A 22,232-nucleotide genomic window follows, 5' to 3' on the forward strand; every position below is an offset into this window, starting at 1 on the left:
TATAATGGTTTAGTAAAGAGAGGAAAGAAAGATGGAGAGAAAATTAAGAGTAGGAATTCTTGGAGCAACGGGGATGGTAGGACAGAGATTTATTTCTCTTTTGGAAAATCATCCATGGTTTGAAGTAGTGACAGTGGCAGCCAGCCCAAGATCAGAAGGGAAAACGTATGAGGAGGCGGTTGGAGACCGCTGGAAGATGCAGACACCGATGCCGGAATCAGTGAAAAGTTTAGTAGTCATGAATGTCAATGAAGTAGAGAAAGTTGCAGCGGGTGTTGATTTTGTATTCAGCGCAGTGGATATGTCCAAGGAAGAAATCAAGGCAATCGAGGAAGCTTATGCAAAGACTGAGACACCGGTTGTATCAAATAACAGTGCACACCGCTGGACAAAAGATGTGCCGATGGTGATCCCGGAGATCAATCCGGAACACTTTGAGATCATTGAAGCGCAGAAAGCACGGCTTGGAACAGAGAGAGGATTTGTGGCAGTAAAGCCAAACTGTTCTATCCAGAGTTATGCACCGGTGCTGACTGCATGGAAGGAATTTGAGCCGACAGAGGTTGTGGCGACGACTTATCAGGCGATTTCAGGTGCAGGAAAGACATTTGCAGAGTGGCTGGAGATGGTGGAGAACATCATTCCATTTATCGGTGGAGAAGAAGAAAAAAGTGAGCAGGAACCGCTTAGAATCTGGGGACAGATCAAAGATGGTGAGATTGTAAAAGCAAGCAGTCCTGTTATTACAACACAGTGCATCCGTGTTCCGGTTCTGGATGGACATACAGCTGCAGTGTTTGTGAAATTTGCAAAGAAGCCAACAAAAGAACAGTTGATTGAAAAGCTTGTAACATTCCGTGGCCTGCCGCAGGAGTTAGAACTTCCAAGTGCGCCAAAGCAGTTTATCCAGTATCTTGAGGAAGACAACCGCCCGCAGGTAAAATTGGACGTAGATTTTGAGAAGGGAATGGGAATCTCAGTTGGACGTTTAAGAGAAGATACCGTGTACGATTATAAGTTTGTCGGGCTTTCCCATAATACAGTCAGAGGTGCAGCAGGAGGCGCTGTGCTCTGTGCAGAAACACTGACTGCAAAAGGATATATCAAGGCAAAATAGAAAGGAAAAGAGAGAAGGGGAACCGCAGTTTTGCAGAACCTCTTTTTTCTCTTTCTGGAGGAGTTTGGGGCAGGGTATGGAAATGAAATAAGAAATTTGTTATACTGAAAATTGATAAAGAAAGATTGGAACTGCGAAAAGAGGAAGGTGTTCAAATGAGAAAAGAACTATTGAATTACACACAGAACAGAGAATTGTCCTGGCTCCGGTTCAATGAGCGCGTGCTTCAGGAAGCACAGGATCCGACAGTGCCGCTTTTGGAGCGGATGAAGTTTGTCGCAATCTTTACGAGCAATTTGGATGAGTTTTTTATGATCCGGGTAGGAAGTCTCTATGATATGGGAATGATGGGAGAAAATCATATTGACGATAAGACCGGATGGAGTGCAAGGCAGCAGTTGGACAAAATCTATACGGCGGTTGCACCGCTCTATAAAGAGCGGGAGAAGACATACGCGGAGATCAAGAAACAGTTAAGTCCGTATGGAATCTGTGGGTTGTCTTTCAAGGAGCTGGAACAGCAAGAGAAGAAGTTTGTAAAAAAATATTTCAGAGAGCAGATCCTTCCGCTTTTGTCACCTCAGATCGTAGATCCAAACCACCCATTTCCACATCTTTTGAACAATGAAATATATGTGACGGCAACCTTGAAGGAGAATGGCAGATCGTTACTTGGAATTGTACCGGTACCGCAGTTTATTTCTGATATCTTATATCTTCCCGGACATGACATTCGATATATTCGCATGGAAAAAGTGATCATGGAGTATTTGGAACTGATTTTTAGTCAGTATGAGATCTCAGATCGAAATTATATCTGTGTGACAAGGAATGCAGACATTTCTCCGGATGATGAAGCGTTTGATATCAATGATGATTTCCGTTACCGGATGAAAAAGACATTACATAAGCGGAGAAGAATGGCGGTTGTCCGTCTTGAAGTGGCAGAGAGTCTCAGTAAAGAGCGGGAACAGTATTTTTGCAGTAAATTTAACATTACACCGAAACAGATTTTTCGTACAAAAGTGCCGATGAAGCTCGGGTTTATGTTCTCAGTGATCGATAAGGCGCCAGATTCTATGAAGCGTGCACTGGCGTATGAGCCATTTTCTCCGCAGATGGCGAAGATGGTGGAGGAAGGCAGTATGATGAAGCAGGTTCGAAGAAAAGATATTCTGCTTTCTTATCCATATGAGAGTATGGAACCGTTTCTCCGTCTGATCAAAGAGGCGTCCGCGGATCCGAATGTCATGACGATTAAGATTACGATTTACCGCCTTGCACGAAAGACAAGGCTAGTAGAGTATCTGTGTGCAGCAGCAGAGAACGGAAAAGAAGTGACAGTGCTGATCGAACTGCGGGCAAGATTTGATGAGCAGAATAACATCGACTGGTCTGAAAGGCTTGAGGAGGCGGGATGCCGGGTGATTTATGGATTTGAGGGATACAAAGTACACTCTAAAATCTGTCTGATCACCTACCGCCATCGGAATGAGATACAGTATATCACTCAGATTGGGACGGGAAATTATAACGAGAAGACAGCGGAGATGTATACGGATGTCTCTCTGATGACATCCAGTCGGAGTATCGGGGAAGATGCAGCTGAATTCTTTAAAAATATGTCAATCAGTAATCTTGACGGAAGATATGAAGAACTGATCGTAGCGCCAACAAGTTTAAAACAGAAGATTCTCCTGTTGATCGATAGGGAGATCGCAAAGGGGACAAATGGCAGGATTGTCATGAAGATGAATTCGGTAACCGATATGGATTTCATTGAGAAAATTGCCGAGGCTTCCAGAGCGGGAGTCAGAATCGATCTGATCGTGAGGGGAATTTGCTGTATTCTACCGGGGATTGAAGGGGAAACGGAAAATTTACGAGTGATCAGTATTGTCGGGCGCTACCTGGAGCATGCCAGAATTTTTAGTTTCGGGGTCCGGGAGGAGCAAAAGATCTACATTGGTTCCGCGGACATGATGACAAGAAATACAGAAAAGCGGGTAGAAGTTGCATGTCCGGTCTATGATCCGATAGTGAAACGGCAACTAAACCATCTTTTGAAGGTCATGCTGTCGGACAATGTGAAGGCCCGTATCCTGACAAGTAACGGGACATATAAAAAGAAAGAAATAAGAGAGCGTGAGGTGAATGCGCAGGAAGTATTTATGCGGGAGGCGCTTCAGGAAAGACCGTCAGAAAAGAGGCGAGAGCCAAAAGTGATCCGAAGATTTCTTGAAATTTTTCATAAAAAATAAGCAGAGCAGAGAGGAAGAAGAACGATGAGTATAGAGAAAACAGTATTTGGAACAACAAAACAAGGGAACAGTGTTTCATTTTACACAATTTCCAATCAGCATGGGACAAAGATTGCGGTGACTGATCTTGGAGCGACGTTAGTAAAGGTGATCGTCAAAGATAAAAATGGAACTCCAAAAGATGTTGTGCTTGGATATGATACGCCACAGAAATATGAAGAGGCAAGTAAGTTTTTTGGGGCAATTGTCGGGAGATGTGCGAACCGGATCGGGGGAGCTTCTTTTGAGCTGAATGGAAAGACTTACACTCTTGCACAAAATAATAATGGTAATAATCTGCACAGTGGGATGGATTTCTTCAATGTCCGTATCTGGGATGTGATAAAAGAGGACAACAATCAACTTACATTTGCACTGGAGAGCAGAGACGGAGATCAAGGATATCCAGGAACAGTGAAAATCGAAGTGACATATACACTGACTGAAGATGACACGGTGAAAATTGAGTACTACGCTGTGCCGGATCAGGACACGATTCTGAATATGACAAACCACAGTTACTTTAATCTTGACGGGCATGAGAAAAAGGATGTGCTTGCCCAGAGTGTCTGGATTGATGCAGATACATTTACGAGAGCAGATGCAGAATCGATCCCGACCGGAGAGATCGTTCCGGTGGAAGGAACACCGATGGATTTCCGTTCCGGCAAGATGATCGGCGAAGAGATTGAAAGCGATTATGAGGCAATTCGGCTTGGAAATGGATATGATCACAACTGGGTACTGAACCATCCGGGTACTTACCGTAAGGTGGCAGAGATGGAAGGAGCAGAAAGTGGTATTGGAATGGAAGTGTGGACGGATCTTCCGGGTATGCAGTTTTACACTGCTAATTTTGTGGAACATGAAGAAGGAAAAGAGGGAATCTGCTATGGAAAGAGAAGCGGTGCATGTTTTGAGACGCAGTATTTTCCGGATGCGATCCACAAAGAGCACTTTGAAGGTCCAGTCTGCAAAGCCGGCAGCACATATCATACAACAACGGCATATCATTTTACAGTAAAGTAGGTACACATGGGAAAATCAGTATATATTGCGGAGAAGCCAAGCGTCGCACAGGAATTTGCAAAGGCATTAAAATTGAATACAAGACGAAAAGACGGATATCTGGAGGCGGACAGTGCAATCGTAACATGGTGTGTTGGACACCTTGTCACGATGAGTTATCCCGAAGTATATGATGCGAAGTTGAAGAGATGGAGGCTGGATACGCTTCCATTTCTTCCAAAGGAATTTAAGTATGAAGTCATTCCGGCGGTTGCAAAGCAGTTTCAGATTGTAAAGGAACAGCTGACAAGAGAAGATGTGGATACCATCTATGTATGTACCGACTCCGGACGAGAAGGAGAATATATTTACCGTCTGGTAGAGCAGATGGCAGGAGTGAAAGGAAAAGTGAGGAAGCGTGTCTGGATCGATTCCCAGACAGAGGAGGAAATTCTTCGTGGGATCCAGGAGGCAAAGCCACTGGAAAATTATGATAATCTGAGTGCATCTGCTTATCTGCGGGCAAAAGAAGATTATCTGATGGGGATTAATTTTTCGAGATTGCTGACACTAAAGTATGGAAACAGCATCTCGAATTACTTGCAAACCAACTATACAGTGCTTTCGGTTGGACGAGTGATGACATGTGTTCTTGGCATGATCGTCCGGAGAGAAAGGGAAATCCGCGAGTTTGTCAAGACACCGTTTTTCCGTGTAATCTCTACGGTTGATGTGGAAGGACAGACATTTGAAGGTGAGTGGAGGGCAGTCAAAGGCTCACGGTATTTTGAATCGTTTGACCTCTACAAGGAAAATGGATTTCAGAAGAGAGAGAAGGCCGAGGAGTTGATCGCTTATTTGAGTCAGCCGCTTCCGCTCACTTGTGAGATCCTCTCCATCGAGAAGAAAAAGGAGAAGAAAAATCCGCCGTTGTTGTTCAACTTGGCAGAGCTTCAAAATGAATGTTCCAAACGGTTTAAAATCAGCCCGGATGAGACACTCCGGATTGTACAGGAACTCTATGAAAAAAAACTGGTTACATATCCGAGAACTGATGCGCGTGTGCTGTCGACTGCGGTTGCAAAAGAGATTCATAAAAATCTGAATGGTCTTTCTAAATATGAGATGGCAGGACCGTTTCTATCTGATATTTTACGGTTTGGAAGTCACAAAGGGCTAGAGAAAACTCGCTATGTCAATGACAAGCAGATTACAGATCACTATGCGATCATTCCAACCGGACAAGGACTTCCTGCATTGCAGGCGGTAGCACCGACTGCCAGACAGGTATATGATCTGATTGTCAGACGATTTTTAAGCATCTTTTATCCGCCGGCAGTATATCAGAAAGTAAGTATTGTGACCAAGCGGAAGGAAGAACAGTTTTTCTCTTCTTTTAAAGTACTTGCAGAAGAAGGGTATTTGAAAGTAACAGGTGTGCCGGGGACAAAAAAAGGGGAGGATGCAGGCGAGGACAATGAAAATCAAGATGAAGATCTATTTTCTCTTGTACAGAAACTGCGGAAAGGGATGCAGTTAAATGTGCAAGGGTTTCAGATTAAAGAGGGGGAGACATCTCCTCCGAAACGATATAATTCTGGTTCGATCATCCTTGCGATGGAGAATGCCGGACAGCTGATTGAAGATGAGGAACTGCGTGCGCAGATAAAAGGAAGCGGCATTGGCACAAGTGCGACGAGGGCAGAAATTTTAAAGAAGTTGATACATATTAAGTATCTCGCGCTGAATAAGAAGACACAGATCATCACTCCGACGCTTCTCGGGGAGATGGTGTTTGATGTAGTTGGACATTCGATCCGCTCTCTTTTAAATCCTGAGTTGACAGCGAGCTGGGAGAAAGGCTTGAACTATGTGGCAGAGGGAGAGATTACCCCGGAGGAATATATGGTGAAGCTGGAACGGTTTGTACAGAATCATACAAATGGGGTATTGGGATTGAATAATCAATATCAGCTGCGCGCCTGCTATGACAGGGCTGCTGGATTTTATCAGAAACCGAAAATGACAGCAAAGAAAGATGTTCATTTCAAACAGAGACATGGGAAACCAGATTAGAAGATGGAAAGGAAAGAAGATATGGAGCAGATGACAGTAACAGAACTGTATACATTGAAAGAAACTATTGCCAGTGAGATTTTTGCGGGAGTGACATATCCGTGGGAAGTGCTTCCAAAGATTGGAGCATTTATCGTGAAACTTGGCAGCACATTGCCAGAGACGGAATATGAGAAGATAGGAGAGGATATCTGGGTTGCAAAATCAGCAAAGGTTGCAGCAACTGCAAGTATTTATGGTCCGGCGATCATCGGAAAAGAGGCGGAGATCAGACATTGTGCATTTATCCGGGGAAATGCTATCGTGGGAGAAGGAGCTGTTGTGGGAAATTCCACAGAGTTAAAAAATGTAATTTTATTCAATAAAGTACAGGTACCGCATTATAATTATGTTGGCGATTCAATTCTTGGATACAAATCTCATATGGGTGCCGGGGCAGTGACATCAAATGTAAAGTCAGATAAATCACTTGTGAAAGTGAAAGTCGGCGAGAAGACGATTGAGACTGGATTGAAAAAATTCGGGGCAATGCTGGGGGACGAGGTGGAAGTCGGCTGCGGAAGTGTGCTGAATCCAGGAAGTGTGATTGGAAGTCATACAAACATTTATCCTCTTTCCATGGTGCGCGGAGTGATTCCAGCGGGAAGTATTTACAAAAAACAAGGCGAGATTGTCGAAAAACAGTAAGGGGCTTCCTAAATAGAGAAAAATTGTGTATAATAAAGCTGAAACGCGATTGAAAAAGCTGCGGCTTGTGTAGAAGAAAGAGAAAAAGTCTAAATAAAAGGAGGACGCTTATGTTACAGGATGATTATGTTACATTTGAGATTGGAAAGGCAAAACATATTGCATTAGTTGCACATGATGGAAAGAAAAAAGAACTGGTAGAGTGGTGCGATAAGAATAAAGAGATTTTAAAAGGACATTTTCTCTGTGGAACAGGGACGACATCCCGGTTGATCGCTGAAAAAACAGGACTTCCGGTTAAGGGATATAACAGTGGACCGCTTGGCGGAGATCAGCAGATCGGTGCAAAAATTGTTGAGGGAAATATTGATTTTATGATCTTTTTGTGGGATCCGTTAGAAGCGCAGCCACATGATCCAGACGTGAAGGCACTTTTGCGTATCGCAGTCGTATATGACATTCCGATTGCAAACAATCTGGCGACGGCAGACTTTATGTTGCATTCAAAATATATGAATGAACCATATAATCGAAAAGTAGAGAATTTTAATAAGACGGTGCAGGAGAGAGTAGAGAAGCTGAAATAGCAGGGGAAATCCCTGCTATTTTAGCTATCTCATATCCTGCTTGTGGGGACTGGCAGTACAGAGAAAATCAATAAGAATGAAAGGAAGAAACATGGAACAAAACAATAAAAATTATCTAGAATATCTTGCAGAATTATATCCGACAATTGGAAAGGCATCCACAGAGATTATCAATCTCCAGTCGATTTTAAACCTTCCAAAAGGAACTGAACATTTTATATCAGATATTCACGGAGAGTTTGAGGCATTTTCACATGTGCTGCGCAATGGATCAGGAGCGGTTAGAAAGAAGATCGATGATGTGTTTGGCCATACACTGAGTACGGCAGAAAAGTGTGCGATGGCAACTTTGATCTATTATCCGGCAGAAAAGATTGCTGAGATCAAAAAAACAGAGCCAGATATGGAGAACTGGTACAAGATTACATTGTATCGATTGATTGAAATATGCAAGACAGTCTCCTCAAAATATACAAGATCAAAAGTGAGAAAAGCACTTCCGGCGGACTATGCATATGTCATTGAAGAACTGATCACAGAGAAATCAGAGGTGCTGAATAAAGGTGCGTACTATGAATCAATCGTCACAACGATACTGGAGATTGGAAAGGCAGAAGATTTTATCATTGTGATGTCAGAGCTGATCCAAAGACTTGTGATCGATCATCTGCATATTATTGGCGATATTTTTGACAGAGGACCCGCACCGGATAAAATTCTGGACTGTCTTATGACGTATCACTCGTTTGATATCCAGTGGGGAAACCATGATATCCTTTGGATGGGAGCGGCTGCGGGAAATGTAGCATGTATTGCGACGGTGATCCGAATCTGTCTCCGTTATGGCAATCTAGATCTTCTGGAAGATGGATATGGTATTAATTTGCTTCCGTTAGCTGCATTTGCAATGGAAATCTATGGAGAAGACCCCTGTGTATGTTTCGCTGTGAAAGGGAGAGAGGGAAAAACAGATTCCTCCTCTCTGTTAGAGAGAAGAATGCACAAAGCGATTACGATAATTCAGTTTAAACTGGAGGAAATGCTTCTGAGGGAGCATCCTGATTTTGATATGGAAGACCGATGTTTTCTTGAGACACTCGATAAGAAGAAGGGAACTGTGATCATACAGGGAAAAGAATATCGGTTAAAAGACAAGAGCTTTCCTACGATTTCTGAAGAAGCACCATATCGTTTAAGCAAAGGTGAACAGGAAATCATGGAGAAACTAAAAACAGCGTTTCAAAACTGTGAGAAACTGCAAAGACATGTTAAGCTGCTTTTAAAGAATGGAAGTCTTTACAAGGTGTATAATCACAATCTGCTCTATCATGGGTGTATTCCGCTGGAAGAAGACGGCAGCTTTGAGAAGGTCAATATTTTTGGAACATTTTATCAGGGGAGAAAGCTTTATGATGTGCTTGAAATGTATGTAAGAAAAGCTTTTGTTGCCTTGGAAGAAGGTGAGCGAAAGAAGGGACAGGATATTTTATGGTATCTCTGGAGTGGACCGAAATCTCCGTTGTTTGGAAGAAGCAAGATGGCTGCATTTGAAAGGTATCTGATTGCAGAACCGGAAGCACATTTGGAAAAGAAGAATGCATATTACCGATTTTTAGAAGAGAGCAGTACTGCTGAGCGGATTCTGGAAGCATTTGGTCTTGAGGGGGAAGATGCACATATTATCAACGGGCATGTGCCGGTGCATCAGAGCTCAGGGGAGAGCCCTGTAAAATGTGGTGGTAAGGTATTGATTATTGACGGAGGATTTTCAAGGGCATACCACAAGGAGACCGGAATTGCGGGGTATACTTTAATCTATAATTCTTATGGCATGACACTGACAGCACATGAACCGTTTGAATCGGCAGAGATGGCGATCCATGAGGAGAAAGATATCGTTTCTAGACAGGTGGCAGTAAAATATACAGACAGGCGTCAGCTTGTCGGGGATACTGACAATGGGAACAAGATGAAAGAGAGAATTGCAGAATTAAAAGAGCTGATCCGGGCTTACAGGGAAGGAGAACTCAAAGAGAAAGAACGGTAGGAACAGTCATAAATCTTTCACACAATGCTTACAATGGTAGTAGACGAAATCAAAGGGAGTTGTAAAATGAGAACAATTCTGGCAGTAGTATTGAGCGTTATTTTATGTACCGGGACTGTCTGCGCGATGCCGCCTGACGGGAAAGTATTGCAGGAAGAGGTAGAGTCAGAAAAGAAAAATGAGCTGGAACTGACAGCACAGTCCGCCGTTTTGATGGAGGCATCTACCGGAAAAATTATTTATGAGAAACAGAAGGAGGAGGAACGCCCGCCTGCAAGTGTGACGAAAGTTATGACGATGCTTTTAATCCTGGATGCAGTGGAGGATGGAAAGATAAAGTTGGAAGACGAAGTAACTGTGTCAGAGTATGCAGCATCCATGGGAGGAAGCCAGGTGTTTCTAGAACCCGGAGAAGTGCAGACGGTAGATACGATGTTAAAGTGCATTGCAGTTGCAAGTGCGAATGACGCATGTGTGGCGATGTCCGAATACATATCCGGAAGTGAGGAAGCTTTTGTAGAGCAGATGAATGCGAGGGCAAAAGGGCTGGGGATGGAGCATACTCACTTTGTAAACTGCAATGGTTTGGATGCGGATGGACATCTGACGACTGCTTACGACATTGCACTGATGTCCAGAGAATTAATCACAAAGCATCCGGAGATTGAAAAATATTCGATGATCTGGATGGAAAATATTACGCATAAAACAAACAAGGGAACAAGCGAATTTGGTTTGTCAAACACAAATAAACTGGTACGTCATTATCCATATGCCACGGGGCTTAAGACCGGATCTACAAGTAAAGCAAAATTCTGTATTTCTGCCACGGCAAGAAAGGATGGGATGGATCTGATCGCGGTGATCATGGCGGCGCCGGATTCTAAGATGCGCGTAAAGGATGCGACAACACTTTTAAACTATGGATTTGGAAAATGCACAAAGTATGTGGACAAAGAAAAAGGTGGATTAAAGGCGGTAAAAGTGGATGGGGGGACAAAGGAAAAAGTGAGGATCGAGCCGGAAGCAATATTTCAGTATGTGGATACGACCGGAGCAAATTTGTCTGAGATACAGAAAAAACTAGTGTTAAAAAAAGGGCTTTCTGCACCGCTAAAGAAGGGAACAACGGTAGGAAAACTTGTGTATACACTGCAGGAAGAAACAATTGGAACTGTGCCGGTCAGAACAACAGAGAAGATAGATAAGATTACTTATGGACATGTGCTGAAAAAGGTGCTGAAAAGCTTTTGGTTGTAAAACGCTGAGAAAAATTATATAATGGAAGACAAATCAGCATTGCTGTGAGATGAAATGAGACAGTGAAAGAGGATAAGGGAACAGATATGGAAAGAGAAATTGTAAAGGTCCTAGAGATTATTGCGGTGGTAGCAGTTCTTTGTGTATTGGAGATGATACGTGAAATCCACACATTTAAAGTCACACATTATACGGTGACAGCCCCAAAGCTTGTGGGGGAAGAGACAAAGTTTGTCCTGCTAAGTGATCTTCACAATAAAGTATATGGAAAACATAATAAAAGACTGCTGTATGCAATTACAAAGCAGAGACCAGATGCAATTCTGATCGCAGGGGATATGCTAGTGGGGAAAAAGGGGGTATATCCAAAGCCAGCGATGGAATTTGTGAAATCACTTGCAAATATCTGTCCGGTATTTTATGCGAATGGCAACCATGAGCAGCGGATGAAGGAAAATCCGGCAAATTATAGTCATGTCTATGAGCGATACAAGAAAGAGTTGAGTGCAGAACAGGTAATCTTCCTTGAAAATCGTTCGGTTGTACGAGAGTGGAATGGTGATCTGTTTACGATTTCCGGATTGGAGATTCCGTATGAGGGGTATGCAAAAAGGAAGTATCACAAAGTGACAGAAGCGGAGATTGAACAGCGGATTGGAAAGGCAAGCAGGGCAAGTTATCAGATTTTAATCGCCCACAATCCGTCACATGTGCCGGCATACAAAGAGTGGAAGGCAGATCTTGTTGTTTCAGGACATTTTCACGGAGGGCTGGTAAGGCTCCCGTTTCTTGGAGCTGTCATTACGCCACAGCTTAAGATCTTTCCGCGTTACAGTGGGGGGATTTACAGAGAAGGGCAGACAACGACGGTTGTAAGCAGAGGGATTGGAGAACATACGATACCGGTTAGGCTGTTTAACACACCAGAAGTAGTTGTGCTGCACATGAAAGGAAGACAGTAATGGGAATACCAGTAAAGCTGCAAGTGTTTGAAGGGCCACTGGATCTGCTTTTGCATTTGATTGACAAAAATAAGATTGATATTTATGATATCCCCATCGTGGAAATTACAAGACAGTACATGGAGTATATCCGTGAGATGGAACGGACAGATTTGAATATTATGAGCGAGTTTCTTCTGATGGCAGCGACTCTTTTGGATATTAAGTCGAAAATGCTTCTTCCCAAAGAGGTGAATGAAGAAGGAGAGGAGGAAGATCCTAGGCAGGAGCTGGTGGAACAGTTGCTGCAGTATAAGCTGTACAAATATATGTCTTATGAACTTCGGGATCGGGAAATGGATTCAGACAGAGTGTTATTTAAGGAGGCTGCCATCCCACAGGAAGTGCAGGAGTATACCGAACCGGTAAATCTGGATGAACTTCTGGGAGATTTGGATCTTCGCAGGTTGAATCAGATTTTTCAGGAAGTGATGCGGAAAAAGGCAGATAAGATGGATCCGGTGCGCAGTAAATTTGGAACGATTGAGAAAGAAGAAGTGACGCTCTCTGATAAGATGTCCTATGTGGAAGAGTATGCAATGTTGAATGGGTACTTTAGTTTCCGTCAGCTTCTGGCAAGACAGCGCAGCAAGATGCATGTGATTGTCACGTTTCTCGCGGTACTGGAATTGATGAAAGTAGGCAAGATACAGATTACACAAGAAAAAACATTTGCGGAGATTATGATCACTTCTATGATGTAGCATGGCAAAAGAGAAGTGAAGCATTAAAAAGGAAAAATTGTACGATAACAAGAAAGGAACAGATAGTGTGGAAAAGAAAACTGAGAAGGAACTGCTAGGGGCTGTGGAGGCGATCCTTTTTGCAATGGGGGAGTCCGTGAGCCTTTCAAAAATTGCATCTGCGATCGGGAAAGATGAGACAGAAGCAAAAAGACTTTTGGAAGAACTGAAAAAACAGTATCAAAAGAAAGAGCGGGGAATCCAGTTGATCGAACTGGAGGATTCTTATCAGCTCTGTACAAAGCCAGAGTTATATGACTATCTGATTCAAGTTGCGAAACAGCCGAAGAAACATGTGCTGACAGATGTCCTGCTGGAGACACTCGCAATCGTGGCATATAAGCAGCCGGTTACAAAAATTGAGATCGAGAAGATCCGGGGAGTGAAGTCAGACCATGCGGTGAATAAACTTGTGGAATATGATCTGGTGTGTGAAGTGGGGAGGCTGGATGCGCCGGGAAAACCGCTGCTATTTGGCACAACCGAAGAATTTTTGCGACGATTTGGAGTGCAGTCGGTGGAGGAGCTTCCAAGCATTGCACCAGAGCAGCTGGAAGATTTTAAAGAAGAGGCAGAGCGGGAGATCAAAGATCGACTGGATGTCTGATCAAAAGAGATTCAGATGGACATATTCGGGAACTTCTAATCATACAATGAACTAACAGAACAACAGGTGTATGCTTATGAAGAAAGTTTTGATCGGAATTTTGACAGGAGTTTTGCTGGTCAGTTCCCCTGTCAGTGCGAAAGAAGAGATAGAACAGTTATACGCCCAGTCAGCGGTTTTAATGGACGCGGACAATGGGCGTGTTTTATTTGAAAAGAACGGTTCAGAAAAAAAGCCGATGGCGAGCACGACAAAGATCATGACATGTATTCTGGCATTGGAGGAAGGAAATCTTACAGATGTTGTGAATGTGTCAGAAAATGCGGCGAGACAGCCGAAAGTACATCTGGGGATGCAGATGGATGAAAAGTTTTATCTGAGAGATCTTCTATATTCCTTGATGTTGGAATCGCACAATGACAGTGCGGTAGCAATCGCGGAACATATTGGGGGGAGTGTGCAGGCATTCGCGGATAAAATGAATGCGAAGGCAAAAGAAATCGGATGCGGGGATACATATTTTATTACACCTAATGGGCTGGATGCTTCGGATGACAACGGAGAACATTCAACGACAGCGGAAGATTTGGCCAGGATCATGAGTTACTGTATTTTGAAATCTCCGAAGAAGGAGAGCTTTCTTTCAATTACTCAGAAGGGAAGCTATCATTTTATGGATGTAGATTGCCATCGTTCGTTTTCCTGCCAGAATCACAATGCGTTTTTGACAATGATGGATGGAGCGTTATCCGGAAAGACAGGATTTACCGGGAAGGCGGGGTATTGCTATGTCGGCGCGCTTGAAAGCCGGGGAAGAACATTTGTGGTTGCCTTGCTTGGATGCGGATGGCCGAACAATAAAGGATATAAATGGGCAGATACCAAGCGATTGATGACATATGGGATGGAAAATTATGAGCTACGGGAGGCATTTTCCGGGAAAGAACCCCTCCGTGATGTAACTGTGAAGGCGGGAATTCCTACCAGCGGAAATCTTTTTGAGAAAGCACATGTTCCGGTAAAGATTGAGAAGATTCAAAACAGTCCGGTGGAAGTTCTTTTGCACCGAGAAGAAGAAATTGAAACTGTTGTAGAATTGCAGGAAGAAGTGCAAGCGCCGATTGAAAGATATGAGAAGCTTGGAACGGTTTGCTATATTCTGGACGGGGAAGTACTTCAGCAATACCCGATCGTAGCCCAGGAGAACGTCGAAAAAATAAATTTTCGATGGATCTTTCAAAAAATCAGCGGATACTATTTTTTGAATGAAGACGGAAGATTGTAAAAAAGAAAGAAGACTGAAAGAGGGCACCTAAGATCAGCAAAAAAGATCTTAGGTGCCCTTTGACTATGGCAACCTGCTGTGCTTAGCTCCGGCAGGAATCTATGATAGTTAGATTTCCCTTGTGTATACTTTGAGCCATTCGTTTTCTTCCTCTGTCATATAAGGAGAAAGTGTCTCGTATACAAATTTGTGATAGCTGTTCAGATAATTGCGTTCGTCTTTATTCAGATCTTCCGGTACGATCGCATCTAAGTCAATCGGAACGACTGTAACATTTTCCAGTCCCATGAATTGGCCAAATTCATTTTTTTCACCTTTGCGCACAACGAGTTCATTTTCCAGACGGATTCCGTGGGAATCTTCAATGTAGATTCCAGGTTCATCGGTGATGACCATACCCTCCTCGAGCACTGCTGGTGGCAGGCCTGAAGGGGATAGCTGCCAACGGAAAGAAGCAGGTTCTTCGTGAATGTTTAGAAGGTAACCGACTCCATGTCCGGTGCCACACTTGTAGTCAATATTCAGAGACCACATAGGTTCTCTTGCGAGGATATCAAGGTTCACACCCCGGCAGCCATATAGAAATCTTGCTCTTGCGAGGTTCATCATACCGCGGGCAACAGCCGTAAAGTGTGTCTTCAGTTCGTCGCTGACCGGTCCAAGAGCAACTGTACGAGTCAAGTCTGTGGTACCTTCATAATAATTTCCGCCGGTATCTGCAAGGAGGAAGTGCTCCGGTTTCAATTCATAATCAGATTCCGGAGTAGCGCTGTAATGCATCATGGCAGCATGTTCTTTGTATGCGACGATCGGAGAAAAACTTGGACTGATAAATCCCGCCTGCTGGCTGCGGAACTCTTCTAGTTTGTCAGAGGCGCTGCGCTCTGTGATCGGCATCTTTCCTACATTTTTCTTAAGCCAATACATAAATTTTGTGAAAGCAACCCCGTCTTTGATATGGCTTGCGCGGATATTTTTCAATTCTGTCTCATTTTTGATTGCCTTAAATGCTGTTGTTGGATTTGGCTTCTCCACTTTTTCTGTTGCGTCAGGGAGATTTTTATAGATCGCATAATTGATCCGGGAAGGATCTAAAAGCACATGAGAAGTTTCATCTAACGTCTTTACAAATGTGTAGATTTCTTCATAAGGATGTAAGATGACAGAAAGCCCGTTCCAGCTATCTAAAATTTCCTGATTTAATTTGGATTCGTTGATAAACAGATGTACGTCCTCCATCGTGATCACAGCATAGCTCAGCACAAGAGGAGTATACATTACATCTCCGCCTCGAATATTGAGCAGCCATGCGATATCGTCAAGAGAAGAAAGAATATGGACTGTCGTGTCAGCTTCTTGCATTTTTTCACGGAGACGTTCCAGTTTGGAGGCGGTACTTTCTCCTGCGTATGCAAGATCCAATAAAAATGCCGGAGCATTTGAAAGAGCCGGGCGATCTTCCCAGATATAGGAAATCAGATCTTCGTCATAGGAAATGGAGACTGCTTTTTCTTTTAATACTTCTTCATAATTCTGACCTTCGGAAGCGCCGATGACTTTTCCGTCAAATCCGAGCACTCCGTGATCTGGAAGAACCGATTCCAAATATTCTTCTTTTGTAGGGACATCAGGTTCTGCCATACGGAAAAGTCTGATTCCACTTCCTTCTAATTGTTTTTCTGCCTGAATGAAATAGCGTCCATCTGTCCAGAGACCTGCATCATCTTTTGTGATGATCACTGTTCCGGCAGAACCGGTAAATCCGGAGATAAACGCTCTGGCTTTAAAATGTTCTCCTACATATTCGCTTTGATGATTGTCAGCGGATGGGATAATATAGGCATCCATCTTTCTCTCTTCCATGAGTTTTCTGAGTTTTGCAATTCTGTCTGTTACACTCATTTCTATTTCCTCCTTAGATACATTTTATAATGTGCGGGAACAAAAAGATGTCCCCGTTTCATGCCTTTTCTATTGTATCATAATCGTGAGTGGAATCAAACAAAATATACAAAAACAAAGAAAGAAGAAGTGAAAAAATCAGCATGATGGAAGAGGATATTTTGAGGGAGGACGTCTCAGTTGAATATGTGAAAAAAATATCAAAAAGCAATTGCTATTTTTTAAGCAGTATTATATAATATAATAGGCAGAAAATTTGGCTAAACTTTATGAAATTTTAGAAATTGGAGGGCTAAAAGATATGAGTTACGAAACAACAGAGAACCGCGCAAGCGAAAGAATTGCCGCTTTGCTTGACGAGGGAAGTTTTGTTGAAATCGGTGCTGCTGTTAAAGCGAGAACGACTGATTTCAACATGCAGACAAAAGAAACTCCGGGAGACGGTGTTGTGACTGGATACGGGGTGATTGATGGGAACCTCGTGTATGTATACAGCCAGAATGCCTCTGTATTGCAGGGGGCGATCGGTGAGATGCATGCAAAGAAGATCGCCGCAATCTATGATCTTGCGATGAAGATGGGAGCTCCGGTAATCGGTCTTGTAGATTGTGCGGGACTTCGACTTCAGGAAGCAACGGATGCGCTCCATGCATTTGGAACTCTGTATATGAAACAGACACTGGCATCGGGTGTAATTCCACAGATCACAGCAATTTTCGGAACATGTGGGGGAGGACTTGCAGTGATCCCTTCTCTGACAGACTTTACGTTTATGGAGAAAGAACATGCAAAATTATTTGTGAATTCTCCAAATGCACTGGAAGGAAATGTTATTACAAAGTGTGATACATCTTCTGCAAAATTCCAGAGTGAGGAAGCGGGTCTGGTAGATGGAACCGGAACAGAAGAGGAAATCTTAGAAGAAATCCGTTCGCTTGTATGTCTTTTGCCGGCAAATAATGAAGACGATAACTCTTATGACGAATGTACAGATGATCTGAATCGTCTCTGTGATGCGATCGAAAATGCAGCGGAAGATACAGCAGTCGTGCTCTCCACTCTTTCAGATAATCATGTATTTTTTGAGACAAAAAGAGACTATGCAAAAGAAATGGTAACAGGATTTATCCGTCTCAACGGTGTGACGACCGGTGCAGTGGCAAACCGCTGCAAGGTCTATGATGAAGATGGAAATGTGGAAGCAGAATTTGACGGTGGCTTAAGTGTACGTGGATGTAGAAAAGCAGCAGATTTTGTAAATTTCTGTGACGCATTCAATATTCCGGTATTGTCTCTTACTAATGTAGAAGGATATCATGCAACAATGTGTTCGGAGAGAAATATTGCCTCTTCTGTGGCAAAGCTTACATATGCGTTTGCAAATGCGACTGTACCGAAAGTGAATGTCATCATCGGAAAAGCATACGGAAGTGCCTATATAACAATGAACAGCAAGGCGTTGGGAGCAGATTTGGTATATGCATGGCCACAGGCAGAGATTGGAATGATGGATGCGAATCTTGCTGCCAAGATCATGTATGCAGAAGAGAGTGCAGAAGTGATCCGACAGAAGGCGGCAGAATATGAAGCGATGCAGACAAGTCCTTTGGCTGCGGCAGGAAGAGGATATGTAGATGCGGTGATCGATCCGAAAGATACAAGAAAATATCTGGTCGGTGCATTTGAAATGTTATTTACAAAGAGAGAAGATCGCCCGGCAAAAAAACATGGAACAGTGTAGAGAGGTGAAGCAAAGTGAAAAAAAGAATCAGCTTATTAATCGGTGCATTGGCTCTGACACTTAGTTTTACCGGATGTGGAAGTAAGAAAGAACTGGAATATGATGAAACACAGCTTACATATGTGACACAGTTTATCATTGCAAATTTTGAAGTGATGGATGAGGAAGCATTTGATAATTATCGGCAGGCATCGGAATATCAGATCAATAAGATCATGTCTGAAGCGAATGCGCCAATTGAACCAGAAGTGCTTATTTCTATGATGGATGCCTGGGAAGCGGCAGAAAAAGAATGTGGAGAATATGTAGAACATGGCGAATATCAGTTTGAAGGTTCGGATTCTGGTGTAGTTGTGTCTACAGAGGCAGTGTATGAGGAGCGGGAAGCAACGCTGGAATTTAAGTTTGACGAGAATCTCAATATAGAATCACTTGATATTGCGGCAGATTATACAACCGGAGAAATTTTAAAGAAAGCCGGAATGAATACCATTCTTGGAATGGGAACTGTATTTCTTGTTCTGATCTTCCTTGCGTTTGTAATCTCACTTTTGAAATATATACCAATGCTTCAGGAAAAGTTTACAAAGAAGACAGAAAAAAACAAAACACCGGTAAAAGAAGTGCCAAAGGCGGAAGTTCCTGTAGTGGAAGAAGAGTTAACCGATGATGAAGAACTTGTGGCCGTAATTACAGCGGCGATTGCAGCGGCAGATGAAAGTGTGTCTGACGGCTTTGTGGTAAGATCGATCCGCAGAAGAAAATCAAATAAATGGAATTAATTCAGGAGGAATTTGAAGATGAAAAGTTATACAATTACAGTAAATGGAAATGTATATGATGTGACAGTAGAGGAGAAAGCAGCAGGAGCAGCACCAGCGGCACCGGTACAGAAGAAAGCTCCAGTGGCACCAAAGGCAGCCCCGGCACCGAAGAAAGCAGCAGGGACAGGAAATGTCAAAGTGACAGCAGGTGCGGCAGGAAAAGTATTTAAATTAGAGGCAGCTGTCGGACAGCAGGTAGAAAAAGGAGCACCGATCGTTGTGATCGAGGCGATGAAAATGGAAATCCCGGTTGTAGCTCCGGAGGCGGGAACCGTAGCCAGCATTGATGTAGCAGTAGGTGATGCAGTGGAATCAGGAGCAGTACTGGCTACATTGAATTAATGATGTCCCGGACACAGACTGGAGGTTAAAATATGGAATACATTATGACTACATTGGATAACCTCATGCACCAGACGGCTTTTTTCAATCTTACAGTTGGAAATTACGTCATGATTGCGGTAGCATGCGTGTTTTTATATCTGGCGATTGCCAAAGGATTTGAGCCGCTTCTTTTGGTTCCGATCGCGTTTGGTATGCTGTTGGTAAATATTTACCCAGATATTATGTTATCCATTGAGGATTCTTCAAATGGAGTCGGAGGACTTCTTCACTATTTCTACTTGCTTGATGAGTGGGCAATCTTACCGTCACTGATTTTCCTCGGTGTCGGAGCAATGACCGATTTTGGACCATTGATTGCGAATCCGAAGAGTTTCCTCCTTGGAGCGGCAGCACAGTTCGGTATTTTTGCCGCTTATTTAGGGGCGATGGCAATGGGATTCAGTGATAAGGCAGCAGCAGCGATCTCTATTATCGGAGGAGCTGACGGACCTACATCGATCTTCCTTGCAGGAAAACTGCAGCAGACAGCAATTTTAGGACCGATTGCGGTAGCGGCATATTCTTATATGTCACTGGTTCCAATCATCCAGCCGCCGATCATGAAGCTTCTCACAACGGAAGAAGAAAGAAAAATCAAGATGGAACAGCTTCGTCCGGTATCTAAACTGGAGAGAATTCTATTCCCGATCATCATTACGATCGTCGTATCGCTGATCCTTCCAACAACAGCGCCGTTAGTCGGCATGCTGATGCTCGGTAACTTATTCAAAGAGTGTGGAGTTGTAAGACAGCTTACAGATACGGCATCGAATGCATTGATGTATATTGTTGTGATCCTGCTTGGAACTTCTGTCGGTGCAACGACAAGTGCAGAAGCATTTTTAAACTGGGATACGATCAAGATTGTTGTGCTTGGACTGGTAGCGTTTGCGTTTGGAACAGCTGCAGGTGTATTGTTCGGTAAACTGATGTGCAAGGTGACTGGAGGAAAAGTAAATCCGCTGATTGGTTCTGCCGGAGTATCTGCAGTGCCTATGGCAGCCAGAGTATCACAGAAAGTCGGGGCAGAGGCAGATCCTACAAACTTCCTGTTGATGCATGCGATGGGACCAAATGTCGCCGGAGTCATCGGTACGGCTGTTGCAGCAGGTACCTTTATGGCAATCTTCGGTGTAATGTAAGTTGAAAAAGTGAAATGTTAGGAGGAAGTAACATGGCAGATATAGCAAAAAAACCAATTAAAATTACAGAGACGATTCTGCGTGATGCACATCAGTCGCTGATCGCAACGAGAATGACGACAGAGCAGATGCTGCCGATCATCGATAAAATGGATAAGGTGGGATATCATTCCGTAGAGTGTTGGGGTGGCGCTACCTTTGACGCATCACTCCGTTTCCTGAAGGAAGATCCATGGGAGAGACTCCGGAAATTCCGTGATGGATTTAAAAATACAAAATTGCAGATGTTATTCCGCGGACAGAATATTTTAGGATATCGTCCGTATGGAGATGATGTAGTAGAATATTTTGTTCAGAAATCAATCGCCAATGGAATCGATATCATTCGTATTTTTGACTGTTTAAACGATCTTCGAAATCTGCAGACAGCAGTCACGGCAGCAAATAAGGAGAAGGGACATGCACAGGTAGCGTTGTCCTATACGCTGGGAGATGCATATACTCACGAATATTGGATTGATATCGCTAAGAGGATTGAGGATATGGGAGCAAATTCTATCTGCTTGAAAGATATGGCAGGTCTTCTCCTTCCATATGAGGCGACAGAGTTGATTGGTGCGTTGAAAGAAAATGTCAGCATTCCGATCCAGTTACATACACACTATACTTCGGGTGTGGCTTCCATGACATACTTAAAAGCAGTGGAAGCAGGTGTTGATGTGATCGATACAGCGATCTCTCCATTTGCGCTTGGAACCTCCCAGCCTGCAACAGAAGTTATGGTAGAGACATTTAAAGGAACACCGTACGATACTGGATTTGACCAGAACCTGCTTGCAGAGATTGCAGATTACTTCCGCCCAATCCGCGATGAAGCATTAGAATCAGGACTTCTGAATCCGAAGAACCTTGGTGTAAATATTAAGACATTACTGTATCAGGTGCCAGGTGGTATGTTGTCGAACTTGACTTCTCAGTTAAAAGAGCAGGGAGCAGAAGATCGATATTACGAAGTGCTTGAGGAAGTGCCGAGAGTTCGTAAAGATCTGGGAGAGCCGCCGCTTGTCACACCATCTTCTCAGATTGTCGGAACACAGGCAGTATTCAATGTCCTGATGGGAGAACGCTACAAAATGGCAACCAAGGAGACAAAAGATCTTCTGAGTGGAAAGTACGGGAAAACAGTCAAACCGTTTAACGAAGAAGTGCAGAAGAAATGTATCGGAGATGCAGAAGTTATCACATGCCGTCCGGCAGACTTGATCCCGGATGAGTTAGATACACTGCGAAGTGAAATGGAACAGTGGTCACAACAGGACGAAGATGTGCTTTCCTATGCATTGTTCCCACAAGTGGCAACAGATTTCTTTAAATATAGAGAAGCGCAGCAGACGAAAGTAGATCAGACAGTTGCCGACACAAAGAACGGATCTTATCCGGTATAGAAAAATAAGACAGAGCCGACAAAGGACAGGGGAGCAAGCAGCCTGTCTTTGTCGATCATAAACCGACCCTGTGGGA

18 protein-coding genes are annotated in these 22,232 nt (G+C 43.4%); 17 read left to right on the forward strand and 1 reads right to left on the reverse strand.

All coding sequences use genetic code 11. From position 1 onward, the window contains the following. Positions 1–31: 31 nt before the first annotated feature. The 12 genes from asd to ACESPO_RS00175 all read left to right on the forward strand — a co-directional run bounded on the left by asd (position 32) and on the right by ACESPO_RS00175 (position 14,718). Positions 32–1,117 carry an aspartate-semialdehyde dehydrogenase gene (asd, locus tag ACESPO_RS00120; protein WP_016438524.1) on the forward strand — a complete coding sequence of 362 codons (1,086 nt, stop codon included), beginning with the start codon at positions 32–34 and terminating at the stop codon, positions 1,115–1,117. Between the two features lie 155 nt (positions 1,118–1,272). After that, the gene (gene ppk1, locus ACESPO_RS00125; protein ID WP_499788310.1) at positions 1,273–3,378 is read left to right on the forward strand and encodes a polyphosphate kinase 1; all 2,106 of its coding nucleotides are present in this window, start codon (positions 1,273–1,275) and stop codon (positions 3,376–3,378) included. A 24-nt stretch (positions 3,379–3,402) separates the two neighbouring features. Beyond that, a complete protein-coding gene (locus ACESPO_RS00130) occupies positions 3,403–4,446 on the forward strand; it encodes an aldose epimerase family protein (RefSeq protein ID WP_499788311.1) in 1,044 nt (347 codons plus the stop codon). 6 nt (positions 4,447–4,452) lie between these two features. Next, complete coding sequence (locus ACESPO_RS00135) at positions 4,453–6,501, forward strand: DNA topoisomerase (protein ID WP_499788312.1); 2,049 nt, start codon at positions 4,453–4,455, stop codon at positions 6,499–6,501. Positions 6,502–6,522: 21 nt separating this feature from the next. Next, positions 6,523–7,188, forward strand: a complete 666-nt coding sequence (locus tag ACESPO_RS00140; RefSeq protein ID WP_499788430.1) for an LbetaH domain-containing protein — start codon at positions 6,523–6,525, stop codon at positions 7,186–7,188. A gap of 110 nt (positions 7,189–7,298) precedes the next feature. Continuing rightward, positions 7,299–7,775: a methylglyoxal synthase gene (locus ACESPO_RS00145; protein ID WP_009262076.1), complete on the forward strand. Its 477-nt coding sequence runs from the start codon at positions 7,299–7,301 to the stop codon at positions 7,773–7,775. A 91-nt stretch (positions 7,776–7,866) separates the two neighbouring features. After that, complete coding sequence (locus ACESPO_RS00150) at positions 7,867–9,822, forward strand: fructose-1,6-bisphosphatase (protein ID WP_120105392.1); 1,956 nt, start codon at positions 7,867–7,869, stop codon at positions 9,820–9,822. 66 nt (positions 9,823–9,888) lie between these two features. After that, positions 9,889–11,082, forward strand: a complete 1,194-nt coding sequence (locus ACESPO_RS00155; protein WP_016440645.1) for a D-alanyl-D-alanine carboxypeptidase family protein — start codon at positions 9,889–9,891, stop codon at positions 11,080–11,082. An 86-nt stretch (positions 11,083–11,168) separates the two neighbouring features. After that, positions 11,169–12,044, forward strand: a complete 876-nt coding sequence (locus ACESPO_RS00160) for a metallophosphoesterase (RefSeq protein ID WP_120090891.1) — start codon at positions 11,169–11,171, stop codon at positions 12,042–12,044. Continuing rightward, complete coding sequence (locus ACESPO_RS00165; protein ID WP_009262072.1) at positions 12,044–12,787, forward strand: segregation and condensation protein A; 744 nt, start codon at positions 12,044–12,046, stop codon at positions 12,785–12,787. Before ACESPO_RS00160 ends, ACESPO_RS00165 begins: the two co-directional genes overlap by 1 nt. Positions 12,788–12,854: 67 nt before the next feature. Then, on the forward strand, positions 12,855–13,433 hold the full coding sequence (gene scpB / locus ACESPO_RS00170) for an SMC-Scp complex subunit ScpB (protein WP_009262071.1): 579 nt from the start codon (positions 12,855–12,857) through the stop codon (positions 13,431–13,433). Between the two features lie 76 nt (positions 13,434–13,509). Beyond that, entirely contained in the window at positions 13,510–14,718 is a 1,209-nt protein-coding gene (locus tag ACESPO_RS00175; RefSeq protein ID WP_336305289.1) for a serine hydrolase, read from the forward strand. Between the two features lie 108 nt (positions 14,719–14,826). Here the strand turns inward: ACESPO_RS00175 and ACESPO_RS00180 are convergent, their stop codons facing one another. After that, positions 14,827–16,620 carry an aminopeptidase P family protein gene (locus ACESPO_RS00180; protein WP_336305290.1) on the reverse strand — a complete coding sequence of 598 codons (1,794 nt, stop codon included), beginning with the start codon at positions 16,618–16,620 and terminating at the stop codon, positions 14,827–14,829. Between the two features lie 301 nt (positions 16,621–16,921). On the opposite strand from ACESPO_RS00180, the gene ACESPO_RS00185 reads away from it, so the two are divergent. Genes ACESPO_RS00185 through ACESPO_RS00205 form a run of 5 tightly spaced genes read left to right on the forward strand, consistent with a single transcriptional unit; the run spans position 16,922 to position 22,156 of the window. After that, a complete protein-coding gene (locus ACESPO_RS00185; RefSeq protein WP_336305291.1) occupies positions 16,922–18,361 on the forward strand; it encodes an acyl-CoA carboxylase subunit beta in 1,440 nt (479 codons plus the stop codon). Between the two features lie 14 nt (positions 18,362–18,375). Next, on the forward strand, positions 18,376–19,143 hold the full coding sequence (locus ACESPO_RS00190) for an OadG family transporter subunit (RefSeq protein WP_009262067.1): 768 nt from the start codon (positions 18,376–18,378) through the stop codon (positions 19,141–19,143). 18 nt (positions 19,144–19,161) lie between these two features. After that, on the forward strand, positions 19,162–19,527 hold the full coding sequence (locus tag ACESPO_RS00195; RefSeq protein ID WP_008975274.1) for a biotin/lipoyl-containing protein: 366 nt from the start codon (positions 19,162–19,164) through the stop codon (positions 19,525–19,527). A gap of 32 nt (positions 19,528–19,559) precedes the next feature. Then, the gene (locus ACESPO_RS00200) at positions 19,560–20,711 is read left to right on the forward strand and encodes a sodium ion-translocating decarboxylase subunit beta (RefSeq protein ID WP_008975275.1); all 1,152 of its coding nucleotides are present in this window, start codon (positions 19,560–19,562) and stop codon (positions 20,709–20,711) included. Between the two features lie 32 nt (positions 20,712–20,743). Beyond that, positions 20,744–22,156: an oxaloacetate decarboxylase subunit alpha gene (locus ACESPO_RS00205; protein ID WP_009262065.1), complete on the forward strand. Its 1,413-nt coding sequence runs from the start codon at positions 20,744–20,746 to the stop codon at positions 22,154–22,156. The last annotated feature ends 76 nt before the right edge of the window (positions 22,157–22,232 follow it).

The organism is Coprococcus sp. HPP0074 (assembly GCF_964238105.1).
In the GTDB taxonomy this organism is placed as follows: Bacteria; Bacillota; Clostridia; order Lachnospirales; family Lachnospiraceae; genus Faecalimonas; species Faecalimonas umbilicata.